Source organism: Blastopirellula sediminis, assembly GCF_020966755.1.
Taxonomy (GTDB): Bacteria; Planctomycetota; Planctomycetia; order Pirellulales; family Pirellulaceae; genus Blastopirellula; species Blastopirellula sediminis.
This window is the reverse complement of record NZ_JAJKFT010000004.1, coordinates 1,607,794-1,623,809: the sequence shown is the minus strand read 5'-3', so window position 1 is coordinate 1,623,809 and position 16,016 is coordinate 1,607,794. Positions and strand designations below refer to the sequence as shown.

The 16,016-nt window shown below is 55.5% G+C and carries 15 protein-coding genes; 3 read left to right on the top strand and 12 right to left on the bottom strand.

Translation table 11 applies throughout. The features are described 5' to 3' along the window. Positions 1–71: 71 nt before the first annotated feature. Entirely contained in the window at positions 72–1,634 is a 1,563-nt protein-coding gene (gene nifA / locus LOC68_RS10310) for a nif-specific transcriptional activator NifA (RefSeq protein ID WP_230218266.1), read from the bottom strand. Between the two features lie 576 nt (positions 1,635–2,210). On the opposite strand from nifA, the gene LOC68_RS10305 reads away from it, so the two are divergent. The 3 genes from LOC68_RS10305 to LOC68_RS10295 are packed head-to-tail and all read left to right on the top strand — an operon-like array spanning position 2,211 to position 4,847. After that, on the top strand, positions 2,211–3,863 hold the full coding sequence (locus LOC68_RS10305) for a SagB/ThcOx family dehydrogenase (protein ID WP_230218265.1): 1,653 nt from the start codon (positions 2,211–2,213) through the stop codon (positions 3,861–3,863). 7 nt (positions 3,864–3,870) lie between these two features. After that, positions 3,871–4,356, top strand: a complete 486-nt coding sequence (locus tag LOC68_RS10300) for an ankyrin repeat domain-containing protein (RefSeq protein WP_230218264.1) — start codon at positions 3,871–3,873, stop codon at positions 4,354–4,356. Next, a complete protein-coding gene (locus LOC68_RS10295; protein WP_230218263.1) occupies positions 4,353–4,847 on the top strand; it encodes a hypothetical protein in 495 nt (164 codons plus the stop codon). The genes LOC68_RS10300 and LOC68_RS10295 overlap by 4 nt, the downstream gene beginning before the upstream one ends. A gap of 18 nt (positions 4,848–4,865) precedes the next feature. On the opposite strand, the gene LOC68_RS10290 is transcribed toward LOC68_RS10295, so the two are convergent. From LOC68_RS10290 to LOC68_RS10240, 11 genes are all read right to left on the bottom strand, one after another. Then, positions 4,866–5,756: a glycosyltransferase family 2 protein gene (locus tag LOC68_RS10290; protein ID WP_230218262.1), complete on the bottom strand. Its 891-nt coding sequence runs from the start codon at positions 5,754–5,756 to the stop codon at positions 4,866–4,868. 21 nt (positions 5,757–5,777) lie between these two features. Next, on the bottom strand, positions 5,778–6,713 hold the full coding sequence (locus LOC68_RS10285) for a glycosyltransferase family 4 protein (RefSeq protein ID WP_390623363.1): 936 nt from the start codon (positions 6,711–6,713) through the stop codon (positions 5,778–5,780). 371 nt (positions 6,714–7,084) lie between these two features. Further along, the gene (locus tag LOC68_RS10280) at positions 7,085–7,876 is read right to left on the bottom strand and encodes a TylF/MycF/NovP-related O-methyltransferase (RefSeq protein ID WP_230218259.1); all 792 of its coding nucleotides are present in this window, start codon (positions 7,874–7,876) and stop codon (positions 7,085–7,087) included. 38 nt (positions 7,877–7,914) lie between these two features. Beyond that, on the bottom strand, positions 7,915–8,838 hold the full coding sequence (locus LOC68_RS10275; RefSeq protein ID WP_230218257.1) for a glycosyltransferase: 924 nt from the start codon (positions 8,836–8,838) through the stop codon (positions 7,915–7,917). Next, entirely contained in the window at positions 8,835–10,067 is a 1,233-nt protein-coding gene (locus LOC68_RS10270) for an aminotransferase class I/II-fold pyridoxal phosphate-dependent enzyme (RefSeq protein WP_230218256.1), read from the bottom strand. The genes LOC68_RS10275 and LOC68_RS10270 overlap by 4 nt, the downstream gene beginning before the upstream one ends. Further along, entirely contained in the window at positions 10,064–10,804 is a 741-nt protein-coding gene (locus LOC68_RS10265) for a WbqC family protein (RefSeq protein WP_230218255.1), read from the bottom strand. Before LOC68_RS10265 ends, LOC68_RS10270 begins: the two co-directional genes overlap by 4 nt. Positions 10,805–10,890: 86 nt before the next feature. Next, on the bottom strand, positions 10,891–11,598 hold the full coding sequence (locus tag LOC68_RS10260) for a class I SAM-dependent methyltransferase (protein ID WP_230218254.1): 708 nt from the start codon (positions 11,596–11,598) through the stop codon (positions 10,891–10,893). A 71-nt stretch (positions 11,599–11,669) separates the two neighbouring features. Continuing rightward, a complete protein-coding gene (locus tag LOC68_RS10255; RefSeq protein ID WP_230218253.1) occupies positions 11,670–12,698 on the bottom strand; it encodes a sulfotransferase family protein in 1,029 nt (342 codons plus the stop codon). Beyond that, a complete protein-coding gene (locus tag LOC68_RS10250; RefSeq protein WP_230218252.1) occupies positions 12,695–13,231 on the bottom strand; it encodes a class I SAM-dependent methyltransferase in 537 nt (178 codons plus the stop codon). The genes LOC68_RS10255 and LOC68_RS10250 overlap by 4 nt, the downstream gene beginning before the upstream one ends. A 317-nt stretch (positions 13,232–13,548) precedes the next feature. After that, positions 13,549–14,847 (bottom strand): ABC transporter ATP-binding protein, encoded by a 1,299-nt coding sequence (locus LOC68_RS10245; protein WP_230218251.1) that lies wholly within the window; start codon positions 14,845–14,847, stop codon positions 13,549–13,551. 4 nt (positions 14,848–14,851) lie between these two features. Continuing rightward, positions 14,852–15,763 carry an ABC transporter permease gene (locus LOC68_RS10240; RefSeq protein ID WP_230218250.1) on the bottom strand — a complete coding sequence of 304 codons (912 nt, stop codon included), beginning with the start codon at positions 15,761–15,763 and terminating at the stop codon, positions 14,852–14,854. Between the last annotated feature and the right edge of the window lie 253 nt (positions 15,764–16,016).

Genomic DNA, 16,016 nt, shown 5'->3' with positions numbered 1-16,016 from the left:
TCAGTAATGGAACTTTTCCTAGCAGCAAGAATATGCATTTGCCAAACGAGCCGGACGACTTCGCAAGACGCCTAAATGCGGCGGACCTTGATGTCTAAGGTCTGAATGCGGTAGGCGATCTGACGCGGGGTCATTCCGAGTAGCCGAGCCGCCTTCGCTTGCACCCAACCGCAATGCTCCAGGGCGGCGACGATGCGGTCGCGTTCGTCAAGATCGGGGTCATTGAAGTTCGCCGGAGCTTCGACCAGCGTTCCGCCGCGCGACATAATCCGATCTTCCAATCCGGTATCGACGATCGCCTCGCGATCGATCGTAGCGGACGAAGACATCACCGCAGCTCGTTCCAGACAGTTTTCCAACTCGCGGACGTTGCCAGGCCAGTCGTAACGCATCAGGAGAGCGGTCGCCGCCTGCGACAGCGACAAATCGCGACCTTGCCGGTCAGAGATTCGTCGTACCAGATGCAACGCCAGGTCCGGAATATCCTCGGCTCGTGCCCGTAGCGGGGGCATATAGATCGGCATCACATTGAGCCGATAGTAGAGGTCTTCGCGAAACTTGCCCGCTTCGACGTCCGCTTCCAAGTCGCGATTAGTCGCGGCAATAATCCGGACGTCGACGCATTTCGTCTGGGAGCTGCCGACGCGTTCAAACTCTCCCTCTTGCAAGACGCGGAGCAGTTTCGATTGGAACCCCGGCGAGATCTCGCCAATTTCGTCCAGGAACAACGTTCCGCCGTCGGCTCGCTCAAAACGTCCCGGTCGACCTTCGGTCGCGCCGGTGAACGCCCCTTTTTCGTAGCCGAAGAGTTCCGACTCCAGCAGATTATCCGAAAGCACGGCTGCGTTCAGTTTTACGAACGGTTTATCGGCGCGCTGCGAGTTGTAATGGATCGCGTGAGCAACGAGCTCTTTGCCGGTTCCCGATTCTCCTCGAATCAGTACGGTGGTCGTCCACTTGGCGACGGCGCTGATCTGTTGAAAAACCCGACGCATCGGATCAGATCGGCCGATGATGTTTTCAAAGCCGTACTGCTGACTTAATTGCTCCAGCAGGCGATCGCGCTGATCGGTCAGTTGCGACTTTTCGCGTTCGTGATCTTGGGCAAGCTTGGCAATCTGTCCGACAAGATTCGCGATCATCACCAGAAAGCGAGATTGGCTTTCGAGTCGATCGAGGTCGGCCGTTTTCGGCTGTGCGGCCAAGACGCCGATCACCTTGCCGTTGGCCGAAATAGGAACTGCGATAAAGGGACGATCCCGTTCGTAAATGCCGAGCTTGCCGGCAAAACGCGGTTCGTCGGCAATTCGCGGTACGATAACCACCCGGTTTTGCTCGAACGCCGAGCCGATGATCCCTTCCCCAGAATGGTAAGCGATACTGTTCTTATCGACTGCAGTGTCCTGGATCACTTCCAAGACCAACTTCCGGGTATTCTCATCGACAAGCGTGATCATACCCCGCGACATTTCGTTGAGTTGCAGGTTGTCCAGGACTGTCGAGAGCGTGGAACGCCCGACGTCCGAACTCGACATGCAAGTCGTGAGGTTGTACATCGCCTCCAGCTCTAGATTGAGCGGACACGCATGACACTCGAACGTTTCTCCACTCGCCCTTTCAAAACCTTTCGGCATAAAGCATCGACTCACGCTCAAAAAGAGAGGTGCGAACAACCTAACCGATCAAAGCGGAACGGCTCAACATTGGCGGCGCCGCAGGACAGGGGTGAACGTCGTGCGTAAAGTCGCAGCAGGTTGAAATCGAAAATGTTCTTTTCTTAGAAGAATCGCAAACGGTGCGCCGTGGTTAGTGACAAATTTGCCGCAGCGCGCCTTCTTTGTGATCCTCCTCTCCTTAAACCAGCGTTAACGGCCACCCGACATCCGTTAGCATCGAAAGAAATTTTGGGCCAAATTGACGATCCCGATTAAATACAAGCTGCAATGTCATAAATAGCACAACCGACGGGCACGATCCCGACAAATGCTACATAGTTGTCAGCGCCCCTCCAAAAGCTATCGAACCAACTGCAAAACATTTCCTCTCAGCGGGGTTGGCAAGCTTTTTGCATCCCGAGTAGGTGCGACGGGACGCCGCTAGGCGGGACGAAGATTTCCCGCGGATTTCGGCCATCGAGCGTTGGCGGTTTTGCGCCATGGCGCGTCGCCACGACGCACATTCGACACAACTGCAATTCTGGGGAGGATAACGTGGTTTTACCGCGAGCGATCGCCAACGGAGAGATCAGCGTCTCGGACTATCACGAAGTCTCGAAGCACCACGTCGGCGAGTATGCCCCTGGACCGCTTGCGCTCGATTGGGATCAGCAGCCGAATCCCTTTCGTACGTTTGCCGGAGCGCCGGCTGTCGAGTTGCCCCTCCCCACCCGAACGCCGACGCCCAAGTACCATCAACTTTCTGATGGAACCGTGATCCAACCGCAGGCGCCCAGTCTCGAAGCGCTCGGGCAGTTGCTCGCCTACTCGATGGGCATCTCTTGTTGGAAGGTTTACGAAGAGGTCAAATTTTCTCTACGCTGCAATCCATCGAGCGGCAACCTTCATCCGACCGAAACTTATCTGGCGGTGCAAAACTTCGCATCCTTATTGCCCGGGATCTACCACTACGACGTTCACCAGCATGCGTTGGAACGACGTTACGCGATCTCTCCAGCGAACTTACCGTCAACGTCCGACGCCCCCACGCTCTGGATCGGTCTGACGTCGATTCCTTGGCGCGAAGCCTGGAAGTATGGCGAACGGTCGTATCGCTACTGTCAGCTGGACATCGGACATGCTGTCGCCGCGATCCGAATGTCGGCCGCCGCGCTCGGCTGGACTGTCACGCTGGTCGAATCGATCGGCGACGATGAGATCGCCGCTCTGTTCGGCATCGATCGTTCCGCCGACTATGCCGAATGCGAACGAGAAATTCCGGAAGTCGTTCTGCAATTGCATGCTGGCGCGAAATCAGAGGCAATCGGAGATCTCGCTCGATTGGTGACGCTGGTTCAGGAAAGCGCCAAGTCCGCCTGGCACGGCGTCCCCAATCGGCTCAGCACCGACGATCCTGTCGAATGGCCGCTTGCTGACGTTGTTCCCGAGAAAACGAAGAAGCCGCCGACCGATGAACCAGTCTGGACTCCCCCTGCCGGTAAAGTCAAATTGGCACCAGCCACGGATGAAAGTGCGACTGACATCTTCTCCTGGCGACGCAGCGCTCAAGCGTTTGACGACGAAGCGGTCTACCCGAAGTCAGCTTTCGCACGGTTCCTCGATACGTTGTCTCCCAAGCGGGACGTTCCTCCGCTCGACCTCTTCCCGTGGGAACCTCGGCTGCATCCCGTCTTCTTCGTCCACAATGTGCAAGGGATAGCTCCTGGCGTCTACATCGCGCCGCGCAGCGAAAGCGGCGAAGCGCTGCTCCGCTCAACGCTTCGCGACAAATTCGATTGGAAGCAGATCGATTCTTTGCCGACCGATCAGCCGTTCTATCAACTGGTTGGCGCCAAATGCCGCAAAGCGGCCAAGCACTTTTCCTGCAATCAAGCGATCGCGGCCGACAGTTGCTTTACGATCGCCATGATCGCCGACTTTGCCGACGTGATAGAGGAAGGCGCCTGGAAATATCGCCAGCTCTATTGGGAGGCCGGGGCGCTCGGCCAACTGATGTACCTGGAAGCGGAAGTCGCCAATTTTCGCGGCACCGGAATCGGCTGCTTCTTCGACCTCGAGATCCATCAGATCCTCGGCATACACGACACCTCATTCCAGTGTCTCTACAACTTCACGGTCGGATTTCCATTTTTGGATCCCCGTCTACAAACCATCGCTCCTTACGCTCATCTGAATGAGCGCCAATGAGGGAAACATGGCGACCAGCGAAAATCAACGCCAACTCGATAAGTGGCTAGAGGCCGAAGGCTATCCAACGGATGACCTGGAAGCGACGCGTGAAAACGAAACCACAGCCTTGATGCGTGCGGCTCGGCTGGGACGTGCAGACGTCATCCAAGACCTGCTTGAACGGGGCGCCGATCCGAATCGACTCAACGCCGATAAAAACCCCGCGCTCTGGTTCGCCTGTTTTAGTTCCAGCTTGAAATCAATCGACCTACTGATCGACGCCGGCGCCGATTTGGACACTCAGAACGTCAACGGCGCTACGTCACTGATCTACGCCGCTTCGGCTGGCAAAACCGACGTCGTGCGGCGACTTCTCGAAAGAGGAGCCAGCACGGCGCCGGAAACGTTAGACGGATACACAGCGCTCGACTCCGCCGCGAGTCCCCCTGTTTTGAAACTGCTCCGTACCGCCGTGGCCAGCGCCGCGGAAAAGGAAAACGCCCCCTCATGAATAGCCCAACCGAAGAAACCGTCGCCCCAGCCGAAATCGCCTCTTGGTCCGCTTTACCGCCGGAGTCGAAAAAGCTCTTTCAACTTGCGGCAGAAAACTGGGATCAATCCGAAGTGGCGTCGCAATACGTCGAACGCGCCCTCGAAGAGTCGAACGATATGGAGACGCTCGTCAGCGCCTATCGCTACTACTTCTACAAAAGCCAACCGACCAGAGCGTTAGAACTGGCCGAGATGGTGCTAGAACGAATCCGCTCGGAGCAGAACCTGCCGACAGAATGGGATGAACTCGAACCCCTACTCGCCACACATCAGCAAAACCTGCCGATGCGGCTCTACCTGACCGCATACGCCGCAAAAGCGCTGCTCATGGCGCAACTAGGAGACTACGAAGCGGCGAAAACTATCGCTGCCCGCGTCAGCGTTCTCGACCCTCGCCGCGAGTTTTGTGCGACGACGGTACATGAGGTGCTGACCAATCCGGAAGAATAGAACCGATTCGGTATGGCTCTACCCAATCGTGGGCAATTCCCCTAAACGCCCCGTCGATCCGGCGTAGACGCCGCGAAAGAGAATTGAAATGCGACGCAAGCAGAGCCGCGGATAACGTAACGTCAGGTAAGCGGTCTCCAGCACATGACGCCCCACCGTTCGCATTCGATATCGTCGTCGAACGCGAGCGAGGTAGATGCTATTGCGAATCATGTAATAGTCGCGGCCATTTCGTTCTTCGTTCATCGGCCGTGTGATCACTTTCGCGTCGCTTACGATCATGACCTTCCAACCAAAGTCCGCCGCCCGAAGGCAAAGCTCAGTTTCCTCGAAGTAGAGGAAGAAATCGTCGCGAAATAGGCCGATCTGACGAAGGGTCGCCACCCGTAACAGAATCGCGCATCCGTCGACGTAGCCGGTAGATCGCACTTCCCGATTTGGCGTCGGACTGTCGGTCGGCCGCATCTTGTGCATCGGTAAGAAACCCCGATTCTCGAAGACCAGAGACTGCGCAATCACTTCGTCGCCGGCAACCACTTCCGGGCCGCAGATCCCGATTGTCGGCTCCTGAAGCATCACTTCCATCAGCTTCGACAGAGCGCCGTCCGCCACCTGAACGTCCGGCGTCAACACCCATACGAACTGGAATCCCTGCTCAGCCGCCTTTCTGATACCAAGATTGCAGCCATCCCCGTAACCGAGATTCCGACCGCTCACAACTAGCTCAACCCCTTCGGGCAGACGTGCGGTAAGACCCTCTACGGAATCATCCGGGGAGTTGTTATCCACAACAAAAATGTGCGGCGACGCATGTTCGCTTCCCTGCAACCTTTCGACGCAAGCGATCGTTTCATCGACACAGCGATAGTTCACGATTACGCACGCGACAGCGTCCAGCGAACTCTCCATTTCCACCTTCCGTACCTGCGCCTATGCCCGTTGAAGTTGCCGAAATCGCTCGACCACTTCGTTCAATAGTTGATGCCGTACTTGACCGACAACTTCTGCCGAAAACCGTTCGCCTACCCGTCGCCGCGCGTTCTGGGCGATTCGCGAGTAACGGATTGCGTCGGCGGAGAGCGTCTTCGCCTTCGCCGCAAAGGCGCCGGCACTGTCGCAAAGTAACACGTCCTGCTCGTCTCGAAGTCCAAGTCCCCGCGCGCCTAGCGTCGTTGACAGCACGACGACGCCTGCACGAATCGCGTCCAGAATCTTGATCCGCATCCCACTACCAATTCGCAGGGGACAGAGAAAAATCGAACCACGGAGCTCCGCGTCAACATCGTCGACGAAACCTGCAAACTGAAACCGATCGCTCGCCAGATCTTGCTGAAACGATTGTGGATAGCTTCCTACAATCCGAATAATGGCATCCGGCATATCCTGAAAAATCAGCGGCGCAATCTCCGTATGCAACCACCGTACAGCGTCGGCGTTCGGCGAGTGCGAATGTCCGCCTAAAAAGGTAAAACGTAGCGGCGTTCGCAACTCGAATTCCTCCGTTGACGTCGACTCCGCAGTAATCCCTTGAATAGCGAGCGGAGAAACGACGACGTTTTGTAGTCCATGCTCGTGGGTCAACACCTGTGCATCTTCGTCGCATAGGGTGATCACTGCGTCGTACTCGCGGAGAGTTTCGACCTCGAGACGCCGAGCGATACGCAGCATTTCTGCGTCGCCGGGATACAGTTGCTGGATGATAGAGGACTGCAGTTCGTGCACCACAAAGACGCGCGGCGTCGTACGAGGCAAGCAGCGTGGAAATCTCACCATCCAGGGGTAGTCGACTTGAACGACGTCCGCATTCGAATCCGCCGCGATGCGTTGGAGCGATCGAACTACCTTCGGCGGCGGATCAAGAAGCATTCCAGCGAAGCGTACGTACATCGCTTTCGCATCACCGACACTGCAAAGAGATCGCCGCAACAGTCCGCTTTTGGAAAACCGCATCCCTCCCGACATCATGCGCGTCGTCCAACTCCAGCAATCGGAAAGAGCAAACATGTTTCGCAGTTCCGAGAATCTCAAACGGCCTTCGCATTCAGCTTCCCATTGTCGAATGAAGGTGGACGAAGGGGGCGAATTTCGGGACCACAGATACGCGTATTCGATCGAATCTCCGGCGTCGCACATCGCTCGAACGGTGCAATACGTGGCCGAGCGTCCATCGCCGGCGTCGGCAGGAGCTGCACCCGAGATCTGCAAGACTTTCAGCGGTAGCGAGGACTTTAACACGATTAGATGCAAGGTTTAATGAGAATGCCTTGCCCGGTAGGCAGAGAAAGAACTGGGACGTTGTATTTCGCAGCCAGTGCGTCAATTGCTTTCTTCTGCGGCGTGTAGCCGACATAAGCGTAGTCGTCGTAAAGAATCACTCCGCCCGGGGACATCTTCGGCCAAAAATAGTCGGTCGCGGCGGCTTCCGGAGTCGCGTTGTTCATATCGATGTGCAAATAGGCGATTTGCTCAGCGGGCACTTGTTCGAGCGTTTCTGGAACCGTCCCTTGAATGATGTGAACGCGATCCCATTCCTGAAAATTCGCTCGAACCGCTTCCACATCGGTCGCGTATCCCCCCATCGCCAGAACGCGGTCATTCTTTGTGAGGACGCCCCCCGCCTTCTCTTCCTCGGTAACGAAGCGGGCGTCAATTCCGCCAAACGTGTCCAGCAGGTAAAAGCTCTTCGTCAGGCGATTCCAATCCAAATAGGTCATCACGGCCGAAGAAACGAATCCTCGATTAACGCCGCACTCGACAAAATCGCCCGCAACGTGCTGCGCCACGGACGCGGCCCACAGCGCCGTGTGAACGCGCCAGTACATCCGGTTATTGCTGCAAGCTTGCACGCCTCGCTCGTAGGCGTTTCGATACTTTTCGTCCTGCATGAAGTCGTGATTGTGTAACGTCCAGAGGCCATCATCCGCGTAAAACGTCTGCGAAGTTTCGCCTGGCAATAAGTTCAAGCCAACCACGTTCTTCAGCAACAGATTCCCTCCCTTCTGAAAATACGAAGCGAGTTTTGCAATCAAGAGTCACCTCCAAATTTTCCAGGACGTTTCGTCGCTTTTCAGTCGAAGCTCGTGAAACGATACCAAATTGCGGCCAGGGCGAACCACAGTGCGATTCGTTTGTGGAGCGCCCTGGCTGGCCATGTCACCATACTCCCGACGCGCCACGTCCATGACTTGGTCTGCAATTCCAGCGACTCTTGCAACCAAGCGATCGCCTCCTGTCGATCCGATGCAATCGCATCTCGAATCTCCTCATGCAAATCGGGATTATCTCGCAGGACGCGCAGGTACATGTCAATCACGGCGGCGATCTTGACGTCGTTCGCCCCCGATGTCCAAACGCCTCCGTCATGCACGCGATAGGCGGCCATCGGAGCGTCGCAGTAACCCAATGGTCCTTGCTTCGCCGCCAAAATGCAGAGGGGCCAATCTCCGAGCTTCAAGTCCAAGAAGTAGTCTGGCAGTTGCGGCAGCATGCTTCGCCGCACCATCACCGAGCAGGTCTGTACGTAATTCCGTTTCGCGATCTCGCCGACGTCGAGCGTCTCGTTGCAGCTTTGCGGATGTCGATAGCCCAGCGAACGCCCTTTCCCGTCGACGTAATCGGCCGAGTGAAAACAAAGCGACCAATTGGGATGGCTTTCCAACAGCTCCACCTGTCGCTGTAGCTTGCCTGGATCGGTCCAGTAGTCATCTCCCTCCAACAGAGCGATAAAGTCTCCCCGGCACGCATGGTACGTTTCGAGGAAGTTTCGCATCATTCCAACGTTCGCGTCCCGTTTCAGCAACTTAATCCGCTCTGATTCCTGCTTTTGGGCCTCTTCTACAATCGAGCGTGTTTTGTCGGTTGAACAGTCCTCACCAATGACGATTTCGATAGGAAACGACGTCTTCTGCCGTAAGACCGATTCGATCGCCTGTCGAATGTACCGCTCATGATTGTAGGTAATGATGCAAACGCTGACCTTGGGAACGCTCATGCCGACACCTCCGCGTCGAAGGACTCTCCCTGGGGAACAGTCCTCGCTAAACGTTCGCGAAGTTCGCCGGCGTTTTCCGCCGCCCAAGCGAAAATGCTGCCAATCGCGTCAATATCCTCGGCAGTAACCGAAGTTCCTGTCGGCAATACCAAAACGCGATTCGCCAATTGCTCGGTCACCGGCAACAGAAGTCCGGCATTGGGGTAAAATGAGCAGTAAGGTTCCATGCGATGGACGCCGGGGAAGAAGTAGCGACGCGCAAGCACGTTATGGGCGTGCAAGATTTGCACAAGTTGATCGCGCGACAGTGGGCAGATACTCGGATCGACATCGACGACGACGTATTGGTAGTTCTGCCGCTCTTGCTTTGGGTATTCCAAGAGCCGCAATCCAGGCAACTCTAGGATGGCCTCTTCGTAACAAGCGTAGTTGCGCTGATTCGTGTCGATGAATTGCGGCATTCCCTCCAGTGAACTCAACCCAACTGCGGCGTTAAGTTCATTCATCTTCCCGTTCGTTCCGAGGTAAACGACATTGTCGTATCCCGAGAACCCAAAGTTCCGCATTAAGCGAACTTTATCCGCCAGCTCATCGTCGTCGGTAACGATCGCCCCCCCTTCGCCGCAATGCACAAACTTCGTCGCATGAAAGCTAAAGACCTCACACCGGCCGAAGCTGCCGATCATCTTTCCTTCGTGCGAGCAGCCAAAAGCGTGAGCCGCGTCGAACATCAGAGCCAGATTTCGGCGTTCCGCGATTTCCTCCAATGCGGCGACGTCGCAGGGACGTCCCCAAAGATGAACCCCGATAATCCCTGATGTGCGCGGCGTAATCAGCCGCTCTACCTGGGTCGGATCCAAGTTTTGGGTCTGCGGATCCACATCGCAGAAGACCGGCGTGATTTCTTGCCACTGCAGCGCATGAGCCGTCGCGACGAAGGTATACGACGGCACGATCACTTCTCCCTTCAGGCCGACGGCGCGAATTGCGATTTCCAGGGCCACCGTCCCATTGCACATGGCGATACAGTGCCGCACGCCGACCAAATCCGCGACACGTTGTTCAAACTCTCGGACCAAGGGTCCGTCGTTGGTGAGCCAGTTGCCGTCGAATATCGCCTGAATGCGTTCCATTAGAATGGTCTGGTCACCAATGTTGGGACGACCAACATGAAGCGGAACGGCAAGGGCGTTGTGCGGCATGGACAATAGCTTCACTTCGTTGTTCATGCGTCATTTCCCGAACTTGCCGCGAAGGCGTTACCCCGGCGTTGTGCTCGCAACATGTCTAAGATCTCTTCCGGACGTCGCCACATCAGGCAATCTATGATCGAGAGACCCGGCTCAAATTCGTAACCTCGGCACGTGTACTTCAGGTTCTCAAACTCTTGAATGACAAGCTCTATGCCAGCATCGCGAAATCGTTCTTCGTCGAACAAGTCCTTCCCGTTCGGCGGGTTGATATACTCGCTCGCTCCCACCGCGCGACCGATTTCCAGCGCCCAATCGCCTGGACCTTCGACATTTTCGATTTCTAGATCTAACTCAGAGAACACATCCTTTTCGTTGAACGAAATCCCTAACCGAGAACAGACGGCGCCTAATATGCGCACATTTATCGAGCACAGCCTGTCGTCGTCCCCTCCCAAGCTCTCGCGGACCAAGTCGCAAGTCTCTGCGAAATAGGGCGCTTTCTTTCGATAATGATTCAGTTGCCCCAGAATCCGGTCGCGCCAATCGTTGTCCTTAACGCGAATTTCGCGTATCGCCGCGTCCCGCGAATGTTTCTGCAGCGGTACGAGAATGTATTGCCAGCCAGTCGTTGGATGGAGGATTCGGTTGCGATTGACCCAGCCATGGCGAATGTATTGCGGCGTATCGAATACGATCCAGCGATCGACTTGATCAATCAAGTCGAAGTATCCGGCATACGGAAAGAAATAGGGCTGCATGACTCCTAGTTTCACCGCTTCTCTCCATTCACCCTTGGAACTCGTAGCCTTTCGGCACGTTCGCAACTGTTGCCGCGACTTTCGTCAGATCGCTTTGATTTCTACGCCACCAGCGTCCCAACTACGTCGACACGATAGTGCGACGTATGAAGAGCGGCGTCCTGCGGTATGAACTGTGCATCAAAACCAGCCTTCTCGCAAATACGAGCCAAATCGCGCCGGACCCACCATTTTCCGATTCCAGGATCCCTACCCCGCATGCGAATGTTAACGAGATAGTTCCACCGTCGTCCCCAAGTATTGAAAAATCGCCACTTCAGATCGCTGTCCAATACGCTTGCAAATAGAATCCTCGCGTCGTCGGACATCAGCGGTTTTAAACTACGCAGCAAATTGGCGACGTCGTCTTCGTCAAAATAGGCCAACGCCTCGTACATCATGACCTTCGTGAAACGCCCGCCGAAGCGAGTCGTTAGCGACTCGATATTTCGAGCGTCCATCAACAGGTATTCGATATTCGATCCGCTATTAACCTCATTCGCACTTTCCAACATTGGCTTCGAGAAATCGACGCCGACCGCCCCGCCGCAACGTGCCGCAAGTTCTTTCGTCAGCAGCCCGTTTCCGCAGCAAAGGTCCAACAGGAAATCGTCCTTCTGCAAATCCAATTTCCCAATGACGTCTTGAACCAGGCTCTGCAGTTGGCTTTCCGAAATGGGAACCCCTTTCACGGTCTTTCCAACTTGGCGAAGCAAATTGCCATCGCCGAATCGGTTCGGGTATACGTCCCAAAATGAATGCCAATCCACGTCTCATTTTCCTTGAAGCGACGAATAGCGTTCGCCTGTTCTTCGTATCGCCGCGTTGGCGACAATCGTCACTACCCCAACACAGTTCGTCCGACCCAGCTAATCAATTTTCGCACAACGCTGAGCCCCGACTTGGCCAACAATACCGCCTTCACGAACATCCATTCGATGCGGCTTTGATACCACCAGCCAGGCTCCGCATAGCCTAGTTCGCATAAAAGGCCCCCTGCGATCTGGTGAAACTCTCCGCGTTGAACTGCCGAGTAACCTTCTTTCCATTGACCGCTAGCGCCTTTTCGATAATGCGCTGCTGGCGCATTTCGCGTCGCGTCAGGCGTTTGGCGATTTCGCTTCATCCGTTCGAATTGGTGATCTTCGAGAATTCGCCCAACCTCTTCTTCCGACGCCGCCAATCCGCAAAACTCAAATACCGACTGGAGCGTCGCAACGCCGTCGGTCTTCAAGTCTTCGTAACGGACTTCAACGTATCGCTCGCCATATTTCGTAGCTTCCTGACCTCTTCGTACGAATCTCGCCCACGCCTCCGCCGCTTCCCGAACAGACGAGAATCCCCAGCCCAGGCCCTTCTTTGCTGCGATCAGTGATAGCGCGACGTCGCGTCCATCGCGAATAACATGGATAAACTTCGCATTCGGAAGCAGAAGATTGATATCCTCGACGTGCTCTCGATAGGCGGGATGTTTGTCGAGTATGTGCGACGCATTTGGCGACTTCTCAGCGACCTTGCTGTAGGCCTTCGCAACAAACTCCCGCAGAAACTCGTGAAACTCTTGCTCCGACCAAACGACCGGAAGCCCCATATCCCACTGGTCGGCGTCCTCGATGTAGCCGACTTCCATGTTCCAACTGCGAATCCAGTCCGGAACGTAAGTATGGAACAATGTCAACTGTACCGTCGTCGCGACCTGGGGATGAGCGGCAATCATCGATTGAAGCCACGTCGTTCCGCTTCGATCAGATCCGATGATAAAGAGAAACTCCCTATTCAGAACGTCACGCCACGATTGGTCCTCGGAACCGCTTTGGCGAGTCACGTTCTCTTGGGCTCCGCTGTCAGCCAGTTCCGCAGAACGGGTCATCGTTTGGTCGCCTCACAAACGAGTAACGACTCTTGCCGCGATTCCCTTCCACGCAGTTCCTCATGGCCGCTATCGCCAGCCGGAAAAAACGCAATGTCCTGGAAACCGCCCTCTAGCAAGCGTCGACGCAATTCTTCTTCGTCGTAGAGCCATTGATGCCCCCAGTTCCGGAATGCGACGTTGAGCATTTCCGCCTTCGTCTCTAACCAAGTCAGTCCGTTCCGGATGATCGCTTCGTCTTCTTTCCAGTTCTCTCGCATATATCGTGCGACGCATACTTCAATCGACGGCATCGCGATTCGAAGAACCCCGCCAGGCTGCAAGATTCGGTGAACTTCCGCAATCAGGCGTACAGCGTCTTCAACCGAAATGTGTTCTAGAAAGTGCTCGTTATAGACGTACTTGCAGGAATTATCGGGGGCCGGGATCCCGTGCGTCACATCCAGAACCACGTCGGCGGCTTCCGTCGGGAGCGCGTCGATGTTTACCCAACCGTCAAAACGGATCGTGCCGCAGCCGATGTGAAGCTTCAAAGGCTGAGCGTTTTGCGACAAACGCCTTTGAGCAGAATTTCGATTCGCTCTCTGCTCGACTCGTTGTCCGATGAACGCCAACGTGTCGCCAGCTCTCTGAATTACTCTTCCTGCGGTCGCCAACATTCCTGCACGTACGCTCATTTTCAATTACTCGTTACCTGTCTAACGGCCGATTTCGCCACACGCGGACGAAATCGTTATTGCCAATAGACAATCTCTGCTAACGTCGCTTGTTCGCCCGCTTGTTCTGAAACCGTACTCGCGGGGAAAAAACTGCGTCATGGAACAATGACGCTCTCTCCAACAACTTTGAGTCATCCATTTCCAACAACACTTAGGTCCTGCTCCACCACGGAGATTTCCCAATTCAAAAGGGGCCTGGTCGCGCCGACGCGTTTTCCGAACCAACTCAGCTTTTTTTGCGGGTGTTCGTCTACCTCAAATCGGATCGCTTGATCGAACATGAATTCCGGCTGACTACCGTCCCGGATGATATAGAGCGTAGCGCTATATTCCCCGTTATTGAGCAGATTCTCGGGAATGCGACAGCGGATAAACTGGCGACCGCTTTGCAGCGGTGTAAGCGTTCCGAGGTGATTGTCGGCCGGCGTTACGTTAAACGCCGGATAAGCGTCAGAAGTATTGACAATTAGACTTGGCGTTAAGACGACGTTCTCCGACGACAGGCTGACGTCAAACTCCAACGTAATCTCGTCTGCAACCGTGAGCCGTTGCGAATGGTCGTCGCCACAGTTTCGGTAGGCTCTTGCGCCGTGAAGTTTGACGCGATCATTTCCCCATGCATCAAACTTGCCACGCGACTCTTCACACGCGTCTGTCCCATTTAGGTACCGCTTAAGCACATCGGCGACATCGCCGGCCGAATGGATTTCTCCGTGCTCCAAGTAGACCGCCGACGTACAAAGTCGCTCAACCGCCGTCATGTTGTGACTAACAAACAACACCGTCCGTCCCGAGTTGGCAACCTCTCCCATCTTCCCTAAGCACTTCTTCTGAAACGCCGCATCTCCGACCGCGAGGACTTCGTCGACGATCAGAATCTCAGGTTGCAGATGTGCTGCGATGGCGAAGCCTAAGCGGACATACATGCCGCTCGAATAGCGTTTGACCGGAGTGTCGAGGGCTTCATCGATCTCGGCGAAGGCGACGATCTCGTCGAAGCGGCGTTTTATCTCGGCGCGGCTCATGCCAAGGATCGCGCCGCTTAGGTAGATGTTTTCGCGCCCAGTAAGTTCCGGGTGGAAGCCGGTTCCGACTTCAAGCAGACTGGCCAGACGGCCCCGGACGCCGAAGCGGCCGGTAGTTGGTTCCGTAATGCGAGAGAGGATCTTGAGTAGCGTGCTTTTGCCAGCGCCATTACGCCCAATGACGCCTAGCACTTCTCCCTCTTTCACGTCGAAGGAAACGTCTTTCAGCGCCCAGAATTCGCTTTGGTCGTCCGTTTGCGACTTGGCCTGAAACGCTCCTCGCGCGGCGTCTAGCACGGCTGCGGGAACGCGCTGCAGCATTTCCGAGAAACGCTGGTACGGAGCGGCGGAGCCGCGACGATAGCGTTTGCCGATGTTTTCAACTCGGATGGCGATATGGCTCATGACCTTAGATCCGATCGGCGAGATGCCGCTCCACTTGACGGAAATAGGCCATGCCGCCCAACAGCACCAGCAGCAGACAACCCAGCGACACGAGCATTGATCCAATCGCCGGAGGCGTATGGCCGAGCGCCGCCCAACGTAAGCCGTCGATCACGCCCACCATCGGATTCAGAGAGTAGATCAAGCGATACTCCGGCGGGATCAACGCGTCCGTTTCATAGACGACCGGACTTAGAAAAAATCCGACCTGCAAGACGAACGGAACGACGTAGCCAATGTCTCGGTAAATCGCATTGAGTGCGGATAGCCAAAGTCCGGCGGCTAGCGAAGCGACCAGCGTCAGCAGAATGAACGCTGGAATCAACAACATCGCCCACGTAGGTGCGACGCCGTACCACATCATCGCCAAAGCCAACAGACTAAAGCCAATGGTAAAATCGACGATTCCGCCTGCCATCGACGCGATCGGTAAAACGGCGCGGGGAAAGTAGACTTTTGCAATCAGATTCTGGTGTTCGACGAGACTGCCGCTGGCGCTGTTCAGCGTTGACGCAAACAATTGCCAAGGCAACAAACCGCAGAGTACGGCGACCACATAAGGAACGCCCTCCTCCACTGGGACACGTCCCATGAGTCGAAACATGACCGTAAAGATGGTCATCATCGCCAGTGGTTGTAGAATCGCCCAAATCACGCCGATGGCGGTCTGCCGGTAGCGCACCTTGAGATCGCGAGCGGCCAGCGTCCAGATCAGCTCGCGAAAATTGTAGATCTCTTGCAGCCCCAACACCCCCCATCCGCTCGGCGGGGTGAAGTATACCAGCCCATTCACTTCATCGGCTTTGGTGAATTCCTCCCCAGACTCGGACGCCAGATTCAGCCTCCCGCTGTTCGGCTGGTTCGAATCCTCGATCATCGCGTCACTGTCGCGGGATACGGAGATATCAAGGGCTTTATGCATTGCTGCCAAAGGGATTACGCGGTCGGCATGGGATGCGTATCGTTTGCTTGGTTTCCCCAGCGACGCATCCAATGTCGGAAAGACTTCTTAAGAAAAGTTCGTATTCTAGTCGCATAACTGTGAAGTTTTGACGAAGACCAGGGCAACAATCGACTGCCCCACCGGCTTTAACCGCTTCTTAACCGACAAGCCGCCCGAATCGCTCTAA